Origin of the sequence: Streptomyces sp. NPDC005423 (genome assembly GCF_040606415.1) — a bacterium.
In the GTDB taxonomy this organism is placed as follows: domain Bacteria; phylum Actinomycetota; class Actinomycetes; order Streptomycetales; family Streptomycetaceae; genus Streptomyces.
In genome coordinates this window covers 56,223-72,084 of record NZ_JBEXET010000026.1, presented here as the reverse complement: position 1 = coordinate 72,084, position 15,862 = coordinate 56,223, and the positions used below count along the sequence as shown (strand labels likewise).

Below are 15,862 nucleotides of genomic sequence, written 5' to 3'. Positions count from 1 at the left end.
CTAGAGTCCCCTCGTCTGGACTTCTATATGAACATAGTTCATCTACGTGAACGGCCTGCGGCCCCGGTCCAACGCGACGGCACGGTCCGCCGGGCATACGCTCCTCCACCACCAGATCCAGGCGCCCTGTTACCGCTCCTGCGCACGGGGGCTGACGGTCGCCCAACAACGACACCGGAGTGTCCATGTCTGAGGCTCTGATCTCCTTCCGCGTCCGGCCGCGCCTCGCCCTGCTGACCATCGCGGGAATGGCCGCCCTGCTGCTGAGTCCCACGCCGGCCGCCCGTGCCGAGCCGCAGTCCGCCCAGACCCTCGCGCCGGTCACGCTGCTGTCCGGCCGGGCCGCCGCCACCCCCGTGGACGTCGTGGTGACCGCCGCCGGCTCCGGAAAGGTCGGTCCCGATTTCGCTGGCTTCAGCTACGAGAAGGACCGCATCGGCGCCGGTCTGTTCGACGCGGCCGACAGCGCACTGGTGCACCTGTTCAAGCGACTCGGTCCGAGTTCGCTGCGAGTTGGCGGCAATCTCGGCGATATCGTCAACTGGAACGCGAGCGGCGCCGGCGGGTCGCCGACCGAGATCGCCCCGGCCGACGTGGTGAGACTCTCGGCATTCCTGCGCGCGACCGGCTGGAAGGTCATCTACGGCATCAACCTCAAGACCAACACCGCGGCCAACGCGGCTTCCGAAGCCCGATTCGTGGCCAAGACACTGGGCAGCAACCTGCGCGCGTTCGAGATCGGCAACGAACCCAACTTCTACACGACCGAAAGCGGCTACGAGGCCTCGTACAACAGCTATGTCAGCGCGATCAGGGCGCAGGTTCCGGGCGCGGTCTTCGACGGTCCCGGCGGGGGCGATTCGACGGCCTGGGCCGGTTCGTTCGCGTCGGACGAGAAGAACAACAGCCTCGCCATTCTGTCGACGCACCTCTACATCGGCAAGAACACCACCGGCACGATTCCCGCGATGCTCGCCTCCAACAGTTCCGGCAGGCTCCCGAACGCCGAGAGCGCGATGGACAGTGCCCGCTCGACCAACGGAATCCCCACCTGGCGGATGACCGAAGCCAACTCGTTCTACCACGGCGGCACCCTGGGGGTGAGCAACGTGGAGGCAGCCTCGCTGTGGTCTTTGGACTTCATGGCAGGCGTCGCCGGCCATGGGGGCGCCGGCGTGAACTTCCACGGCGGCACCTCGACGCAGTTTTCGTTGAACTACTCGCCGATCGCGTACGACGGGCTCAGCCCGACCGGCGTGCAAGGCGTCTACTACGGTGAACTGCTCTGGGCGCTCGGCGGCACAGGCGCGTTCCACACGGCCTCGATCTCCGGCGGCACCGGCATCACGGCCTGGGGCATCGGCAACAACGTGTTCGTGAACAACAAGGGCGCAACGCCGTTCAGGACCACCATCACGCTTCGCTCGGCGGCCGGCCATGCCAGTGAGTACCTCTTGACGGCGCCTTCCCTCGATTCGACGGCGATCACCGTCGCCGGATCCGGAGTGAACGGAAGCGGAGCGTTCAGCCCGTCCCCCCTGCCGGTCAAGGTGACGGGCGGCAAGACCGTGGTGGTCGACGTTCCCGGCAACAGCGCGGTTCTGGTCGTCGACCACTGACGTGGACCGCCCACGTCCATCCGTCCGGCAGCACCGTGCTGTGTCGCGCCTGAATACACCCTGCGGGTCCGCTCGGCTGCGCGCGCCCGGGTGTTCCTCCTACAGCATCGCCACCAGGCCGCCAGGCGGCTCCGGGCTGGGTCGTCTTCGCTGGAGGCGATGTCGGTTCGGCTCTCGTTTCTCGGTGTTACTGCCCTATCGCCACGAGCGGCGGCCCACAGGCTGAAGGTCGGCGCGGGTAAAGGTATCGAGGATGCTGGTGCGGCCGGTCCAGCGGCCAACGAGCAGTTCGAGTCGGCGGGCTGACACCGCGCGGACGGCGCGGCGGCCCCCGCCTGGTCCGCGTCGGTCGTGACCAACCCCATACCGGATCAGTAGCCGCCCGGTAGCGCAGTGTCAGTCCTTGCGCCTAGGCTGTCACCCATGTCCCCCGATTCCGTGACCCGTGGTTCCGTGCGGTCTGCTGCCGAAGTGAACGAGCAGATCCGGGCACTGTGGCTGCGGGCGAGAGGCTCGCTCTCGTCCCAGGAGCGTGTGGAGTACGAGCTGCTGGTGGTGGAGTGGGCCGCCGCGATCCGCGACGAGATCATCCAGGCGGCCTGAGCCGGGCGGCCCGACAGGGCACGGCCTACGATCATCGCGTGCAGCATCTGAGCAGCGTGCCGCCGCGCCGCGGTGTGGTCATCTTCTTGAACGGCACGTCCAGTTCGGGCAAGTCGAGCATCGCGGCGGAGCTGCTGCGGATCCTCGACGAGCCGTACTTCCACCTGCCGGTCGACGCGTTCCACGCGATGCGCTCGCCCGTCCCCGTCCCGCCGGACCAGCTGGACACCGTGCTGCACCGGACCTGGCGGGGCTTCCACCGCGCGGTCGCCGGGATGGCCTCGGCCGGCAACCACGTCGTCGTGGACCATGTCCTGAGCGCCGAGTGGCGGCTGCGGGACTGCCTCTCGCTCCTCGTCCCGCAGGACGTCGTGTTCGTCGGGGTGCACTGCCCCGCCGAGGAGTTGGAGCGGCGCGAGCGAGCGCGCCCCGACCGGCCGCCCGGCCTCGCCGCCCGCCAGGTGGCGCGGGTGCACGCGCACGGCCTCTACGACATCGAATGCGACACCGGGAGCGCGGACGCGGGCGAGTGCGCCCGGCGCATCAGGGACTTCCTGCCGGACCGGCCGAGACCGACGGCGTTCGAGCGGCTGCGGGACTCGGTTTGAGCCGTTCCTTCTCCGCCAATTCAGCTGTCCGGCACGGGCGTTGAGCGCGGCGGGGCCGCTCCCGGCGCCCTGCCCGCCTGTCTCCCGCGCCCCGCCCGCCCCGCCGCTCAACGGCCGCCCGACACCCGCAGCACCGCGCCCGTCGCGTACGACGCGTCCGGCGACATCAGCCAGGCGACGGCGGCGGCGATCTCCTCGGCCCGGCCGGGGCGGCGGAGCGGGATCGAGGGGGCCGCGCGCTCGGCGCGGTCGGGGGCACCCATCGTCGTGTGCATCTCCGTGTCGATCACGCCAGGGGCGACGGCGTTGACGCGGACGCCGTCCGGGCCGAGTTCCTTGGCGAGGCCCAGCGTCAGGGCGTCCACGGCGGCCTTGGTCGCGGCGTAGTGGACGTACTCCCCGGGGCTGCCGAGCGTGGCGGCGGCCGACGACACGTTCACGATGACACCGTGGCCGGCGGCCGTCATCGTCCGGGCCGCGCGGCGCGAACAGAGCAGCGTGCCCACGAGGTTGACGTCGACGACCCGGCGCAGCACGGCGGGGTCGGTGTCGACGAGCCGCCCCAGGGGTCCGGTCACGGCCGCGTTGTTCACCAGCCCGGTGACGGGCCCGAGCCGCTTCTCCGCGACCGCGAAGAGCCGCTCCACGTCCGCCTCGACGGAGGTGTCCACCCGCGCGGTGACGGACCGGGCCCCGGCGTCGCGCACCCCGGCCGCCACGCGTTCGGCCGCCTCGGCGTCCCGCACATAGCCCACCACCACGTCGTGCCCGTCCTGCGCGAGCCGCAGACAGGTGGCGGCGCCGATCCCCCGGCTGCCGCCGGTGACGACCGTCACAAGACGCTTCATGAGTACTCCCTGCTGGAACTTGCGTGCCACCCGGACCACGTGAACTATGCGCGTCCGCCGCCGCGAGTCACCACCCGGCCCGCCGCTGACCGCGGTGGGGCGTACAGCTGTCCGAACAGCCGCGAATCCAGGCCAGGTTGTCACCGCACACCCCTTGGCTGGACACCCTCCGTGGCCAACACTGAGCCGATGACGCAGCGTGTGGAGCTCGCCGCCGTGATGGACCGGCTGGCCGTCGACGGAGTGATCACCGAGTACGCGGTGGCGGTGGACGACGGCGACTGGGAGGCGTACCGGGCCCTGTTCGCGCCGGACGGACGGGCGGACTACCGGTCCGCGGGCGGGATCGAGGGGGACGCCGGGGAGATCGCCGGATGGCTCGCGCGGACCATGGACCTCTTCCCGATGCGGCAGCATCTGATCGTCAACCGGCGGATCCGCTTCGGGGTTCTCGATCAGGACACCGGTGACAGCGCGAGCGTCCAGGCCGACTACGTCAATCCGATGCGCTTCGCGGCCGGGGGGCGGACCGGCGGCGGCTCCACCGCTCCCGACTTCGTGTGCGGCGGCCGGTACGCGTTCGAGCTGCTGCGGACGCGCGAGGGCTGGCGGTTGCGCGAGGTCGTCGTACACGAGAAGTGGCGGCGGTCGGCGGAGCGGCGGCCGGCGGCCGTGGTGAACTGACGCGGTCGCCCCCGTCGTTGATCGTCCGCGGCGCGCACACTCGGGCCTTCTCGGGGTAGGGGGGTGCTCTATGAAGACCTTCGGCGACTGGCTCGTCTCCCCCTGGCGTCGTTCGCTGCTCGCCGTACTCGCGGGCGGGCTCCCCGTGTTCGCGTTCCCCGCGCCGTCGTTGTGGTGGTTCGCGTACGCGGCTCTGGTGCCCTGGATCCTGCTGGCGCGCTCCGCGCCGACCGGGCGGCGGGCCCTGTACGACGGCTGGGCCGGGGGGTTCGGCTTCCTGCTGGTGGTGCACAGCTGGCTGCTGCCGAGCCTGCACGTCTTCATCCTGCTGATCGCGGGGCTGCTGGGCGCGCTCTGGGCGCCGTGGGGCTGGCTCGTGCGCCGCTACCTCGGCGGGGTGCCGTCGTGGCGGCGGGGCGCGACCGCGCTGCTCGTGCTGCCGTCGGGCTGGCTGATGGTCGAACTCGTGCGCTCCTGGCAGGGGTTGGGCGGCCCGTGGGGAGTGCTCGGCTCCACCCAGTGGCAGGTGGGACCGGCGCTGCGGCTCGCGTCCGTCGGCGGGGTGTGGCTGCTGAGCTTCCTGGTGGTGGCCGTCAACGTGGCGGTCGCCGTCCTGGTGGGGGTGCGGGAGGCCCGGCCGCCGGCCGTCGCCGCGCTGCTGGCGACGGCCGCTGTCACCTCCGCGGCGTGGGTGTGGTCGCCGCGGCCCGACGTCGACGGCCGGGTCCGGATCGCCGTCGTCCAGCCGGGGATCGTGGCCGGGGACGACAGCGCCGACCGGCGCTTCGACCGCGAGGAACAGCTGACCCGCGGGCTGGCCGGAGACCGTCCCGACCTGGTGGTGTGGGGCGAGAGCAGTGTCGGCTTCGACCTCGCCGGACGACCCGACCTCGCCCGGCGGCTGGCGGCGCTGGCCCGGCTGACCAAGGCGGACATCCTGGTCAACGTGGACGCGGAGCGCTCGGACAGGCCCGGCATCTACAAGAGTTCGATCCTGGTCGGTCCGGACGGCCCGACCGGTGACCGCTACGACAAGATGCGGCTGGTGCCGTTCGGCGAGTACATACCCGCCCGGTCGCTGCTCGGCTGGGCCACCTCGGTCGGCAAGGCGGCGGGGGTCGACCGCAGGCGCGGCACCGAGCAGGTGGTGATGAAGGTCGGACACGGCCTGCGGATCGGCCCGTTGGTCTGCTTCGAGAGCGCCTTCCCCGACATGAGCCGGCATCTCGCGCGGGACGGCGCCGACGTGCTCGTCGCCCAGTCCTCGACCTCGTCGTTCCAGCACAGCTGGGCCCCCGAGCAGCACGCCACCCTCGCCGCCCTGCGCGCCGCCGAGACGGGACGCCCGGTGGTGCACGCCACCCTCACCGGCGTCTCCGCCGTCTACGGCCCCAGCGGCGCCCGCGTCGGCCGCTGGCTCGGCACCTCGGCCGACACCACCGAGGTCTACGACATACCGCTCGCGCACGGTGTCACGCCCTACGTCCGCTACGGCGACTGGCCGGTGCACGCGGCCCTGCTGGCGCTCGCGGCGGTGTGCGTCGGCGAAGGGGTACGGGCGGTCAGGCCGCGCGGGGTCCGTCCTCGACCGCTGCCACCACTCGCTCGCACAGTTCGTGAGTCGCCAGCGCGTCCCGGGCGCTGAGCACCTTGCCCGCGCGGACCGCGTCGAGGAAGGCCAGTGCGGCCTGTTCGATGCCGCGCTGGCGGGCGACCGGAACCCAGTCGCCGCGCCGCCGCAGGGTGGGCTGGCCCTTGTGGTCGACGACTTCGGAGAGGTTGCGGACCTGCCGTTTGGTGTCCTGGCCGGAGATCTCCAGGATCTCCTCGGCCGAGCCGCTGAGCCGGTTCATCACACCGAGCGCGGTGAAGCCGTCCCCGGCGAGCTGGAGGACGACGTGGTGGAGCAGTCCGGACTCGGTGCGGGCGCGCACGGTCACGTCGTCGACCGGGCCGGGCACCAGGAAGCGCAGGGTGTCCACGACGTGGATGAAGTCGTCGAGGATCATCGTGCGGGGGTGTTCGGGGAGTCCGACGCGGTTCTTCTGCATCAGGATCAGCTCGCGCGGGTGCTCGGCGCACTGCGCGTACCCGGGGGCGTGGCGCCGGTTGAAGCCGACGGCGAGGGAGACCTCGCGCTGCTCCGCCAGCTCCACCAGCCGCCGGGAGTCGGCGAGTTGGTAGGCGAGCGGCTTGTCGACGTAGGTCGGGACGCCCGCTCGGAGAAGCCGGGTGACGATCTCCGGGTGCACGGGGGTGGGGGCGTGCACGAAGGCCGCGTCGAGATCCTGGGCGAGCAACGCGTCGAGATCCGGGTGCCGCTGTCCGGCCGGCAGGTGGAGGCGGTCGGCGACGCGGGCGAGGGTCGCGGGGGTGCGGGTCTGCAGATGCAGGTCGACTCCGGGCAGGGCGCCGAGCACGGGCAGATAGGCCTTCTCGGCGATGTCCCCGAGTCCGATGCAGCCGACCTTCACGGAAGTCTCCTCGCAGTCACGGCCCGACGGTGCGTCCCGCGAAGCATACGGCCGTCGTACGGGCGGGCAGCCGGTGCGATGCGTACCGGGGTGCGGAAAACCGCTGGTGGGCCGCGGTGGGCGTGGGCGAGGATGCGGGGATGACGACCGAGCGCAGTGAACCCGCAGGCACCGCCGACGAGCGCACCATGCTGGAGGGGTGGCTGGACTACCACCGGGCCACCCTCGCCGTGAAGTGCGAGGGGCTGGACGACGAGCAGCTCAGGACCGCCTCGGCGGCGCCGTCCGAACTGACCCTGCTGGGGCTGGTGCGGCACATGGCGGACGTGGAGCGGGGCTGGTTCCGCCGGGTCCTGGCGGGTGACGGGCAGGGGCCGCTGTACTCCGGCGACGCGGACCCGGACGGCGAGTTCCATGTCACCGAGGCGGACACTTGGGAGGCGGCGTACGCCACCTGGCAGGGCGAGATCGAAGCCGCGCGGCGGGCGGCGGCCGGTTTCGCGCTGGACGACCTGTCACGGGGGCAGCACCACTCCACCGACGAACCGTTCAGCCTGCGCTGGATCTACACGCACATGATCGAGGAGTACGCGCGGCACAACGGGCACGCCGATCTGCTCCGTGAGCGCATCGACGGTGCCACCGGCTCCTGACCGTCACCCCGGCGGACCCGGACCCTCCGTAAGGGGCCGGAGATCACCCGTGTGGGGCATCATCCGCTCGTCCGCCGTGCCCCCGAGGGCAGGAGCGCGGCAAGGTTGCCCGGGTGCATCGAACGTCGACCACCGCAGCGCTTCTGGTCACCGTGGCCGTCTCGGCCCTCACCGGCTGCGTGGCGGTCCAGGGTCCGCCCGCCTCCGAAACGTCTTCGCGGCCGTCACTGCCCCGGCCGGACGGCAGTACGGCGTCGCAGGCCGGCCAGGCACCGGCCCGCGAGGCGCTGACCGGCCCCTCCCGCCATCCGAGACCGGCCGCCCCGCCGGTCCCCCAGCGCCCGCCGGCGCCCGGCCTCGCCCCGCCCCGGCCGACGGCGCCGCGCGCCCGCCCCGAGCCCCCGCGGCCCCGCCGGCCGCACGCACAGCTCCCGGGCCTGCCGGCCGCGGTGCCCACGCCCGACATGTGCGCCCTCGGCCGACAGTTCGGCGGCTGGCGCCCGGACAGCCCGCAGGCCGTCATCTGCCGCAAGACGTACGGGAGTTGACACCGGCACCGCGGCGCTACGGCCGCTGGCGCGGCGGTCCCCAGGGCGGGGCGTCGGTGGGGCCTTCCTCGGCCAGGCCGAGTTCCAGGCGGCCGATCGCCGCGCGTACGCCGTTGCCGTAACCGTCGTCGGCCAGGACCGTGCAGGCGCGGCGGGCGCGGCGGAGATGGCTGCGGGCGGCGTCGGCGCGGCCGAGCTTCACGTAGTCGGCGGCGAGGTTGAGATGCAGGGACGGGTAGAAGGCGCGGACGGCGAGCGCACGCTCGGCGGCCGTGTCCGGCCCCTCGCCGTGGGCGCCCGCCAGTTCGTCCGCCGCCGACAACGCCCGCAGATCCCAGGCCAGTTCGTCGGCCGGATCGTCCTGGGTGTCGGCCAGGTAGTGCGCGAGCGTGCAGCGGTGCAACGGGTCGCCGTCCTCGCCCAGCTCCGTCCAGAGGTTCAGCAGACGGTCCCGGGCCTCCTCGCGGTCGCCGCCGTGGTGCAGCATGACGGTCTGCCCGATCCGCGTCAGCAGGGCGTCCGGCGCCGCCTGCCCCTGTCGCTCCGCCACCGTGTCCTCCGCACTCGTCGGCTGTCCGGTGTCGACGCTAACGGCAGGCACTGACAATCGCCGTCAGGCGGCCCCGCACCGCGCGGGCCGGCCCGGTGCCGGGCCGGCCCGCGGCCGGTCAGCCCAGGTCCGGGATGCGCCAGTCGATCGGCTCGTGGCCCTGGCGGGCGACCGCCTCGTCGATCTGGGTGAAGGGGCGGGAGCCGAAGAACTTCTTGGCCGACAGCGGGGAGGGGTGCGCGCCCTTGACCACCGCGTGCCGCTCCTCGTCGATCAGCGGGAGCTTCTTCTGCGCGTAGTTGCCCCACAGCACGAAGACCGCGGGGTCGGGGCGGTCGGCGACGGCGCGGATCACCGCGTCCGTGAACTTCTCCCAGCCGCGGCCCTTGTGCGAGTTGGCCTCGCCGGAGCGGACGGTGAGCACCGCGTTGAGCAGGAGGACGCCCTGTCGGGCCCATGGCAGGAGATAGCCGTTGTCGGGCACCGGGTGGCCCAGCTCCTCCTTCATCTCCTTGTATATGTTCCGCAGGGAGGGCGGGGTCTTCACGCCCGGCCGGACCGAGAAGCACAGGCCGTGGCCCTGACCCTCGCCGTGGTACGGGTCCTGGCCGAGGATCAGCACCTTCACCCGGTCGTACGGCGTCGCGTCCAGCGCCGCGAAGACCTCCTCGCGCGGAGGGTAGACGGGACCCTTCGCTCGCTCCTCCTCGACGAACTCGGTCAGCTCCTTGAAGTAGGGCTGCTGAAGCTCGTCGCCCAGGACTCCGCGCCAGGACTCGGGCAGCATGGCGATGTCGGTCACGTCAACTTCCTTACGGTGTGCGGACACTGCGCTGTGACCCGACCGCTGTCGTACGGTCGCGTCCAGGCCTCAGAACCTACAGGCGGCCACTGACAGTCGGTCCCGCACACCGGAACTCCGGCCGTTCGGGCGCCGCCTCCGTCGCGACGGACGGCGAGGGCGGCGGCGCCCCGGTCAGGCCACTCCGGCGTTCAGGAAGATGCCGCCGTCGACGACGAGCGTCTGGCCCGTGATCCAGTCGGACTGGTCGGACGTCAGGAACGCGGCGGTGCCTCCGATGTCGGAGGGGACGCCGAGCCGGCCCAGCGGGTAGGCCGCCGCCGCCTCCGCCTCCCGGCCTTCGTAGAGGGCCTGCGCGAACTTGGTCTTCACGACGGCCGGGGCGATGGCGTTGACCCGCACGCCGGGCGCGAACTCGTGCGCCAGTTGCAGGGTCAGGTTGATCATCGCGGCCTTGCTGACGCCGTACGCGCCGATGAAGGGCGAGGCGGAGACGCCCGCTACGGAGGCGATGTTGACGATCGCGCCGCCGTTCTCCTTCTGCCAGGCGTGCCAGGTCCGCTGGGCGAAGCCGAGCGCCGAGACGACGTTGGTCTCGAAGACCTTGCGCGCCACGTTCAGGTCGAGGTCGGCGATCGGTCCGAACACCGGGTTGGTACCGGCGTTGTTGACCAGGAAGTCGACGCGGCCGAAGGCCTCCATGGTGCGCTCGACGGCGACGGCCTGGTGGGCCTCGTCGTGGGCCTTGCCCGCGACACCGATGACCCGGTCGGCGCCGAGCGAGTCGACGGCCTCCTTGAGGGCGTCCTCGTTGCGTCCGGTGATGCAGACCCGGTCGCCGCGGGCGAGCAGCGCCTCGGCGACGCCGTAGCCGATACCGCGGCTGGCGCCGGTGACGAGGGCGACCTTGCCGGAGAGTTCAGGCAGTTCAGTCATGTCCGTGATCCCTAGTTGAGCGGTCCGCCGGCGACGTACAGCACCTGGCCGGAGACGAAGCCGGCGGCCTCGTCGGTGAAGAAGGCGACCGCGTTGGCGATGTCGTCGGGCTCGCCGACGCGCTGCACCGGGATCTGCGTGGCGGCGGCGGCCTTGAAGTCGTCGAAGCCCATGCCGACCCGGGCGGCGGTCGCGGCGGTCATGTCGGTGGCGATGAAGCCGGGGGCGACGGCGTTGGCGGTGACACCGAACTTGCCGAGCTCGATGGCGAGGGTCTTGGTGAAGCCCTGCAGACCGGCCTTGGCGGCGGAGTAGTTGGCCTGGCCGCGGTTGCCGAGGGCGGAGGACGAGGAGAGGTTGACGATCCGGCCGAAGCCCGCGTCGACCATGTGCTTCTGGACGGCCTTGGTCATCAGGAACGAGCCGCGCAGATGGACGTTGAGGACGGTGTCCCAGTCGGAGACGCTCATCTTGAAGAGCAGGTTGTCGCGGAGCACGCCCGCGTTGTTGACGAGGATCGTCGGGGCGCCCAGCTCCGCGACGATACGCGCGATCGCGGCCTCGACCTGGGCCTCGTCGGAGACGTCGGCGCCGACCGCGAGGGCCTTGCCACCGGCCGCGGTGATCTTCTCCACGGTCTCCTTGCAGGCGGCCTCGTCGAGGTCGATCACGGCGACCGCACGGCCCTCGGCCGCCAGTCGTACGGCGGTGGCGGCGCCGATCCCCCGTGCCCCGCCGGTGACTACCGCGACCCGCTGCTCAGTGCTGGACATGTGCTGGTTCTCCTCGCCCTTGAGAAACTGCGGCCGACTGGTGAGCGACCGCTTAGTACCTTCGGCAGACGAGACGCTAGAAGCCCTGGCACGCGGTGTCAACGCCACACGAGGAGGGTGTGATCCATTACCTCACCAGGAGGTCGAGCAACCGCTCCGTCTCGGCCGCCGGATCGACGGTGAGCCCGGTGTGCACCGGTCCGGGCCTGACCACGGTGGAGCGGGGCGCGATCAGCCAGCGGAAACGCCGTCCGGCGTCGTCGGGCGCGGCCTGTCCGGCCGCCGCTCCCCCGGCGCAGACCCGCTCCACCGCCCCGAGCGCGGCCCTGATGCCGGCCACGTCGGCCGCCGGGTCGAGGGCGAGCAGCCTGGCCTCGTCGAGGTGGGTGCGGGCGCCGACGTAGGCGTGGGCCCGGCAGTACACGAGCACGCCCGCGTTGATGCGCTCGCCGCGCTCGGCCCGGGGCACGACGCGCAGCAGGGCGTACTCGTAGACGTCGCGGTCGTTCGCCTCGCTGGGCCGGATGATGTGGCGCTCGCTCACCGGATCCCTCCGATCCGCTCGTGGATGACGGCGGCGCGGGCGAGAAGGGGTGCCGCGTAGGCCCGCCGGAGATCGTCCGGGGTGTCGAAGCCGGGTTCGCCGGAGAGCCACACGTCCGGGACGGCGGCGGTGACCTCGGCGAGGAGTTCCTCGGTGACCAGCGGCGCCAGCTCGGCGGCGGCCGTGGCGGTGTCCGGCCCGAACGACGCGAGGGCGTGCTCGGCGACGTCGTAGGGGCGGCCGGCGGAGGTTTCGGCGCCGGGCCAGTTGTGGTGCCAGATCATGGTGGCGCCGTGGTCGATGAGCCACAGGTCGCCGCGGAGGACCAGCAGGTTGGGGTTGCGCCAGGACCGGTCGACGTTGTTGACGAGCGCGTCGAACCAGACGATCCGCCCGGCCTCCCGCGCGTCGACGCCGAAGGCGAGCGGGTCGAAACCGAGCGCGCCGGACAGGAACTCCATGCCGAGGTTGGTGCCGCCGCTGGACCTGAGCAGCTCCTGGACCTGCTGGTCGGGCTCGCCCAGCCCGAGCACGGGGTCCAGCTCCACGGTCACCAGCCGGGGCACGCGGAAGCCCAGCCGGCGCGCGAGTTCCCCGCAGACGACCTCCGCGACCAACGTCTTACGGCCCTGCCCGGCGCCGGTGAACTTCAGGACGTACGTCCCCAGGTCGTCGCCCTCGACCAGTCCCGGCAGCGAACCGCCCTCCCGCAGGGGGGTGATGTAGCGGGTCGCGGTGACCTCTTGCAACTCGATGGCGGTTCACCCCTTGCTTCCGGCCCTCCGGCATGAAGTGAGCATAGTAACCAAGGGTGATCGCGCGAGGAGTGCCAGCGCCACCGCGCCGAGGACACGCAGGTGTGCCGCGGCACGTGAAAGCCGTCCTACGGAGCCGCCGCCGAACGGTGTCGCGCTGCCGGACGTACGCGCCGGAACGCCCCGTCACCACCACGGACTTCGGGCTCGTGGCGCGGACCCGCGGAAAACGACCACGAGGGCGGGGTGGCCCGGGGCCGGGTGGCAGAGGTTGCTCGGTCAACCTCCGCGTCCGCCCCGGCCGGTGCGGGCCGGCCAACCGGTGAGCCGACCGACCGGCGGCCCGCCCCCGGCTCTGGGGGGAGGTTCTGCCGCCCTGCCGCCCTGCCGCCCTGCCGCCCTGCCGGCCGCACCGTGCGCGCCGTGCGCCGCGGCGCCGTGGTGTCCGTCCCCGCCGGTTCCGGCCGCGCCACCGTGCGCCGGGCGTACACGCCAATTCCCGCCGCGGAGGCGGCCGTTCACCTGCCCGGGAGGTGAGGCACCCCCTACCGTGGGCGATGTGTCCCACCCACCCGCACCCTCACCAGGCGGGCCCCCGCCGCCCGGCCGACGGCAGCGGCTGCGGGCGCGCTGGGCCGACCGGCACGCCCTGCCCCGGTTCGGCTACTGGCTGCTCAGCCGGGGCGCCTTCGTGCTGGCGGTGTGTGGGGCCCTGTTCGTGCTCAACGGGTTCGTTGTCGGCTGGGCGAACGCCTACACCGTGCTGACCGGCATCACCTCGCCGGCGGCCGTCCGCCCTCAGTGGTGCGCCTGGCCGCTGTCCCTGATCGGCTGGGCAGCGATCCCCGCCGTCGTGGGAGCCGCCGCGGGCTACGTCATCACCGAGCAGATCCAGGCCCACCACGCGCGTGAACTGGGCGATGTCCTCGATGAACTGCGCCGCCTGGCCGAACCCCCGGGGCCGCCCCCGCCACCCGGGAGCGGCTCGTGATCACCCTGCACGAGGTGCACGAACAGGGCAGCGAGGCCGTCAAGGCCGCGGTCCTGGCCTTCGGCGCCCGCCACCTCCGCGACGGTGCCGGGCCGGACACCGAACCGGACTGGAAAAGGGCAGAGAAGCACTTCACCTACCTGATTGAGACCATCATGGGACTGGCGACACCCCCGAAGACCGGCGCCGCGGCCACCGTGCGCCAGACCGAGAACGCAGCCATCAACCTGCTCCTGGCTGTCAACAACCAGCCCCACTACCGCTGTCCCATCTGCGTCAAGCGGCAACGGCCACCGCTGTGAGCCACCGGCCTACCCTGGAGACGTGGTGACGGACGCCGAACGAGCCGAGCACGCGGCCCGCCTGCGCGGACTGCTCTACCTCGCCTGCCCAGACGCCCCCGCCGCCGCCATCATCGCGACCGCGGAAGCCATCGCTGAGCACTCGGAGGAAACGCCACAGGAGTCGGTCCCCCAAGCCGCTCAGCTCAACCAACCCATCCCGATTACGAACCAGTTGAACCTGAGCGGCGCGGACCTGTCCGGCGCTGACCTGGTCGGCGCGGACCTGAACAGAGCGGACCTGACCGGAGCGAAGCTGACCGGTGCGAACCTGACCGGCGCGAACCTGGCTGTCGCGGACCTGACCGGCGCGACACTGTCCGGCGCCGACCTGTCCGACACGAACCTGTCCGACGCACGCCTGGTCAGCGCGGATCTGAGCGGCGCGCGCCTGATTCGCGCCGACCTGATCGGTGCGCGCCTGACCGACACGAACCTGGTCGAAGCGCACCTGACCGACGCGAGCCTGGTCGAAGCAAGCCTGGTCGACGCGAGCCTGATCCGCGCCGCCCTGATGGGTGCGGACCTCAGCGGGGCGGACCTGACGCGCGCCAACCTGATGGGCGCGGACCTGAGCGGTGCGCGCCTGATCGGCGCGAACCTGACCCGCGCGAAGCTGTTCGGCGCGCGCCTGACGGGCGCGAACCTGACCCGCGCGAAGCTGAGCGGGGCGATCCTGACCGGCGCGACCCTCATCGGCGCGGACATGACCGGTGCGGACCTCGGCACGGACTCGGGCGCGGATCTGTACCCCGTGAACTTGCCCGGAGCGGACCTGAGGGATGCGGACCTGACCGACGCGAACCTGAAATCCGCGCGGTTCACAGGTGTCGTGAACATGCGTCTGCCGGCAGGAGCGACATGGGATGCGCTCACAAGGTGGCCGGACGACTTGGCCTCGGTCGTCGTCGAGCGGTCCGACGAGGTGAGTCCGGGCGTCTACCGGGTGCGCGGCGGGCAGTGTCCGGACAGGAGCACCGTCGGAGTGTGACGAGCCCGGCGGGAAGGGCGGGGTGGGCCGACCTCGATACGGCTTCGATGCAGGCGCTCGGCTCCCACCTCCACCCGTGTCCGGGAACGCCACGGCCCCAGCTCGCGTTGCCACGAACATGACGACGATTACGCCGAGGCCCGAGGTGCTGCGCTACACCGCCTTCTCCAGCGACCCCGACGGCGGAAACCCCGCCGGTGTCGTGCTGGACGCCACCACCCTGGACGACAGCGACATGCTGGCCATCGCCGCCGACCTCGGATACTCGGAGTCCGCGTTCCTGACCCCGCCCCCGGAGGGCCTGGGCGACCAGGAGGAACGGGCGTACAGCATCCGCTACTTCAGCCCCAAGGCCGAGGTGCCGTTCTGCGGACACGCCACCATCGCGACCGCCGTTGCGCTCGCCGAACGGACAGGCCCCGGAAAGCTGGTGTTCGCGACACGCGCCGGCACCGTGCCGGTGGAGGTGGCCGACGAGGGTGGGACGCTCCGGGCGACACTCACCAGCGTCGAGCCGCACATCGAGGAGATCGCCGACGCCGACCTCGCGGAGGCGCTCGCCGCACTCGGCTGGCCGGCCGCCGATCTCGACCCGGCCTTCCCGCCCCGGATCGCCTTCGCCGGCGCCCGCCATCTCGTTCTCGCGGCGGCGACCCGCGCCCGCCTCGCGGACCTCGCGTACGACTTCGCGCGCCTCGAAGCCCTGATGCACCGCTTGGACCTGACCACGGTGCAGCTGGTGTGGCGAGAGTCGGCCGGCGTCTTCCACGTCCGTGACCCGTTCCCCGTCGGCGGCGTCGTCGAGGACCCAGCGACCGGCGCCGCAGCCGCCGCGTTCGGTGCTTACGCCCGTCACCTCGGCCTGGTCCCCGAGGACGCCGTCCTCACCCTGCACCAGGGCGCCGACCTGGGCCGCCCGGGCGAGCTCACGGTGACGTTGCGCGCGGGTGACCCACGCGTCCGCGTCAGCGGCACAGGAGCGCGCATCGGCTGAAGCGCAACCAGATGGCAGACAGTGCGGGCACGGGTCTTGGGTGACACCGAGCATCGCGATTCCGTGATCGCACGGCCCATGCCTGTTCTACGGCCGGGGCGCTCGATCGGGCCGATCCGAGCGAGCTTCGAAAAAGCTGGTGCGGAAC

At 72.1% G+C, this 15,862-nt stretch carries 19 protein-coding genes; 11 read left to right on the top strand and 8 right to left on the bottom strand.

What is annotated here, in order from left to right:
• Positions 1-185 precede the first annotated feature (185 nt).
• The 3 genes from ABZT12_RS25215 (at position 186) to ABZT12_RS25205 (ending at position 2,830) form a co-directional block, all read left to right on the top strand.
• Positions 186-1,619, top strand: a complete 1,434-nt coding sequence (locus ABZT12_RS25215) for a hypothetical protein (protein ID WP_356388570.1) — start codon at positions 186-188, stop codon at positions 1,617-1,619.
• A gap of 423 nt (positions 1,620-2,042) precedes the next feature.
• Positions 2,043-2,222, top strand: a complete 180-nt coding sequence (locus ABZT12_RS25210) for a hypothetical protein (RefSeq protein WP_356388568.1) — start codon at positions 2,043-2,045, stop codon at positions 2,220-2,222.
• Positions 2,223-2,260: 38 nt separating this feature from the next.
• The gene (locus ABZT12_RS25205; RefSeq protein WP_356388566.1) at positions 2,261-2,830 is read left to right on the top strand and encodes an AAA family ATPase; all 570 of its coding nucleotides are present in this window, start codon (positions 2,261-2,263) and stop codon (positions 2,828-2,830) included.
• Between the two features lie 107 nt (positions 2,831-2,937).
• On the opposite strand, the gene ABZT12_RS25200 is transcribed toward ABZT12_RS25205, so the two are convergent.
• On the bottom strand, positions 2,938-3,678 hold the full coding sequence (locus ABZT12_RS25200; protein ID WP_356388564.1) for an SDR family oxidoreductase: 741 nt from the start codon (positions 3,676-3,678) through the stop codon (positions 2,938-2,940).
• Between the two features lie 189 nt (positions 3,679-3,867).
• Here ABZT12_RS25200 and ABZT12_RS25195 point away from each other — a divergent pair, with 189 nt between their 5' ends.
• Both ABZT12_RS25195 and lnt read left to right on the top strand, forming a co-directional pair.
• On the top strand, positions 3,868-4,362 hold the full coding sequence (locus ABZT12_RS25195) for a nuclear transport factor 2 family protein (protein ID WP_356388562.1): 495 nt from the start codon (positions 3,868-3,870) through the stop codon (positions 4,360-4,362).
• A gap of 70 nt (positions 4,363-4,432) precedes the next feature.
• Entirely contained in the window at positions 4,433-6,007 is a 1,575-nt protein-coding gene (lnt, locus tag ABZT12_RS25190) for an apolipoprotein N-acyltransferase (RefSeq protein ID WP_356388560.1), read from the top strand.
• On the opposite strand, the gene ABZT12_RS25185 is transcribed toward lnt, so the two are convergent.
• Positions 5,925-6,836, bottom strand: a complete 912-nt coding sequence (locus ABZT12_RS25185) for a Gfo/Idh/MocA family oxidoreductase (protein ID WP_356388558.1) — start codon at positions 6,834-6,836, stop codon at positions 5,925-5,927. The two genes, lnt and ABZT12_RS25185, sit on opposite strands and share 83 nt — an antisense overlap.
• A 140-nt stretch (positions 6,837-6,976) precedes the next feature.
• Between ABZT12_RS25185 and ABZT12_RS25180 the strand changes: the two genes are divergently transcribed.
• The gene (locus tag ABZT12_RS25180; protein WP_356388556.1) at positions 6,977-7,489 is read left to right on the top strand and encodes a DinB family protein; all 513 of its coding nucleotides are present in this window, start codon (positions 6,977-6,979) and stop codon (positions 7,487-7,489) included.
• A 113-nt stretch (positions 7,490-7,602) separates the two neighbouring features.
• Positions 7,603-8,037, top strand: coding sequence for a hypothetical protein (locus ABZT12_RS25175; RefSeq protein WP_356388554.1), 435 nt, complete (start codon positions 7,603-7,605; stop codon positions 8,035-8,037).
• A gap of 16 nt (positions 8,038-8,053) precedes the next feature.
• Here ABZT12_RS25175 and ABZT12_RS25170 read toward each other — a convergent pair whose 3' ends face one another.
• From ABZT12_RS25170 to ABZT12_RS25145, 6 genes are all read right to left on the bottom strand, one after another.
• The gene (locus ABZT12_RS25170; RefSeq protein ID WP_356388552.1) at positions 8,054-8,587 is read right to left on the bottom strand and encodes a hypothetical protein; all 534 of its coding nucleotides are present in this window, start codon (positions 8,585-8,587) and stop codon (positions 8,054-8,056) included.
• 118 nt (positions 8,588-8,705) lie between these two features.
• The gene (gene ung / locus ABZT12_RS25165; RefSeq protein WP_356388550.1) at positions 8,706-9,389 is read right to left on the bottom strand and encodes a uracil-DNA glycosylase; all 684 of its coding nucleotides are present in this window, start codon (positions 9,387-9,389) and stop codon (positions 8,706-8,708) included.
• A 174-nt stretch (positions 9,390-9,563) separates the two neighbouring features.
• Positions 9,564-10,325 (bottom strand): SDR family oxidoreductase, encoded by a 762-nt coding sequence (locus ABZT12_RS25160; protein WP_356388548.1) that lies wholly within the window; start codon positions 10,323-10,325, stop codon positions 9,564-9,566.
• Positions 10,326-10,336: 11 nt separating this feature from the next.
• The gene (gene fabG, locus ABZT12_RS25155; protein ID WP_356388546.1) at positions 10,337-11,098 is read right to left on the bottom strand and encodes a 3-oxoacyl-ACP reductase FabG; all 762 of its coding nucleotides are present in this window, start codon (positions 11,096-11,098) and stop codon (positions 10,337-10,339) included.
• A 127-nt stretch (positions 11,099-11,225) separates the two neighbouring features.
• Positions 11,226-11,642 (bottom strand): DUF3037 domain-containing protein, encoded by a 417-nt coding sequence (locus ABZT12_RS25150; protein ID WP_356388544.1) that lies wholly within the window; start codon positions 11,640-11,642, stop codon positions 11,226-11,228.
• A complete protein-coding gene (locus ABZT12_RS25145; RefSeq protein WP_356388542.1) occupies positions 11,639-12,391 on the bottom strand; it encodes a HipA family kinase in 753 nt (250 codons plus the stop codon). Before ABZT12_RS25145 ends, ABZT12_RS25150 begins: the two co-directional genes overlap by 4 nt.
• Positions 12,392-12,956: 565 nt before the next feature.
• Here ABZT12_RS25145 and ABZT12_RS25140 point away from each other — a divergent pair.
• The 4 genes from ABZT12_RS25140 to ABZT12_RS25125 all read left to right on the top strand — a co-directional run bounded on the left by ABZT12_RS25140 (position 12,957) and on the right by ABZT12_RS25125 (position 15,714).
• Positions 12,957-13,388 carry a DUF6313 family protein gene (locus ABZT12_RS25140; protein WP_356388540.1) on the top strand — a complete coding sequence of 144 codons (432 nt, stop codon included), beginning with the start codon at positions 12,957-12,959 and terminating at the stop codon, positions 13,386-13,388.
• Complete coding sequence (locus ABZT12_RS25135; RefSeq protein WP_356388538.1) at positions 13,385-13,690, top strand: hypothetical protein; 306 nt, start codon at positions 13,385-13,387, stop codon at positions 13,688-13,690. Before ABZT12_RS25140 ends, ABZT12_RS25135 begins: the two co-directional genes overlap by 4 nt.
• Positions 13,691-13,712: 22 nt before the next feature.
• The gene (locus ABZT12_RS25130; RefSeq protein WP_356388536.1) at positions 13,713-14,720 is read left to right on the top strand and encodes a pentapeptide repeat-containing protein; all 1,008 of its coding nucleotides are present in this window, start codon (positions 13,713-13,715) and stop codon (positions 14,718-14,720) included.
• Positions 14,721-14,838: 118 nt separating this feature from the next.
• Positions 14,839-15,714, top strand: coding sequence for a PhzF family phenazine biosynthesis isomerase (locus ABZT12_RS25125; protein WP_356388534.1), 876 nt, complete (start codon positions 14,839-14,841; stop codon positions 15,712-15,714).
• Positions 15,715-15,862: the final 148 nt, after the last annotated feature.

Bases quoted from the DNA above. Each gene is read 5' to 3' on its own strand.
- ABZT12_RS25215 (WP_356388570.1), top strand. From the start codon at position 186: ATGTCTGAGGCTCTGATCTCCTTCCGCGTCCGGCCGCGCCTCGCCCTG.
- ABZT12_RS25210 (WP_356388568.1), top strand. From the start codon at position 2,043: ATGTCCCCCGATTCCGTGACCCGTGGTTCCGTGCGGTCTGCTGCCGAA.
- ABZT12_RS25200 (WP_356388564.1), bottom strand. From the start codon at position 3,678: ATGAAGCGTCTTGTGACGGTCGTCACCGGCGGCAGCCGGGGGATCGGC.
- ABZT12_RS25195 (WP_356388562.1), top strand. From the start codon at position 3,868: ATGACGCAGCGTGTGGAGCTCGCCGCCGTGATGGACCGGCTGGCCGTC.
- lnt (WP_356388560.1), top strand. From the start codon at position 4,433: ATGAAGACCTTCGGCGACTGGCTCGTCTCCCCCTGGCGTCGTTCGCTG.
- ABZT12_RS25180 (WP_356388556.1), top strand. From the start codon at position 6,977: ATGACGACCGAGCGCAGTGAACCCGCAGGCACCGCCGACGAGCGCACC.
- ABZT12_RS25160 (WP_356388548.1), bottom strand. From the start codon at position 10,325: ATGACTGAACTGCCTGAACTCTCCGGCAAGGTCGCCCTCGTCACCGGC.
- fabG (WP_356388546.1), bottom strand. From the start codon at position 11,098: ATGTCCAGCACTGAGCAGCGGGTCGCGGTAGTCACCGGCGGGGCACGG.
- ABZT12_RS25125 (WP_356388534.1), top strand. From the start codon at position 14,839: ATGACGACGATTACGCCGAGGCCCGAGGTGCTGCGCTACACCGCCTTC.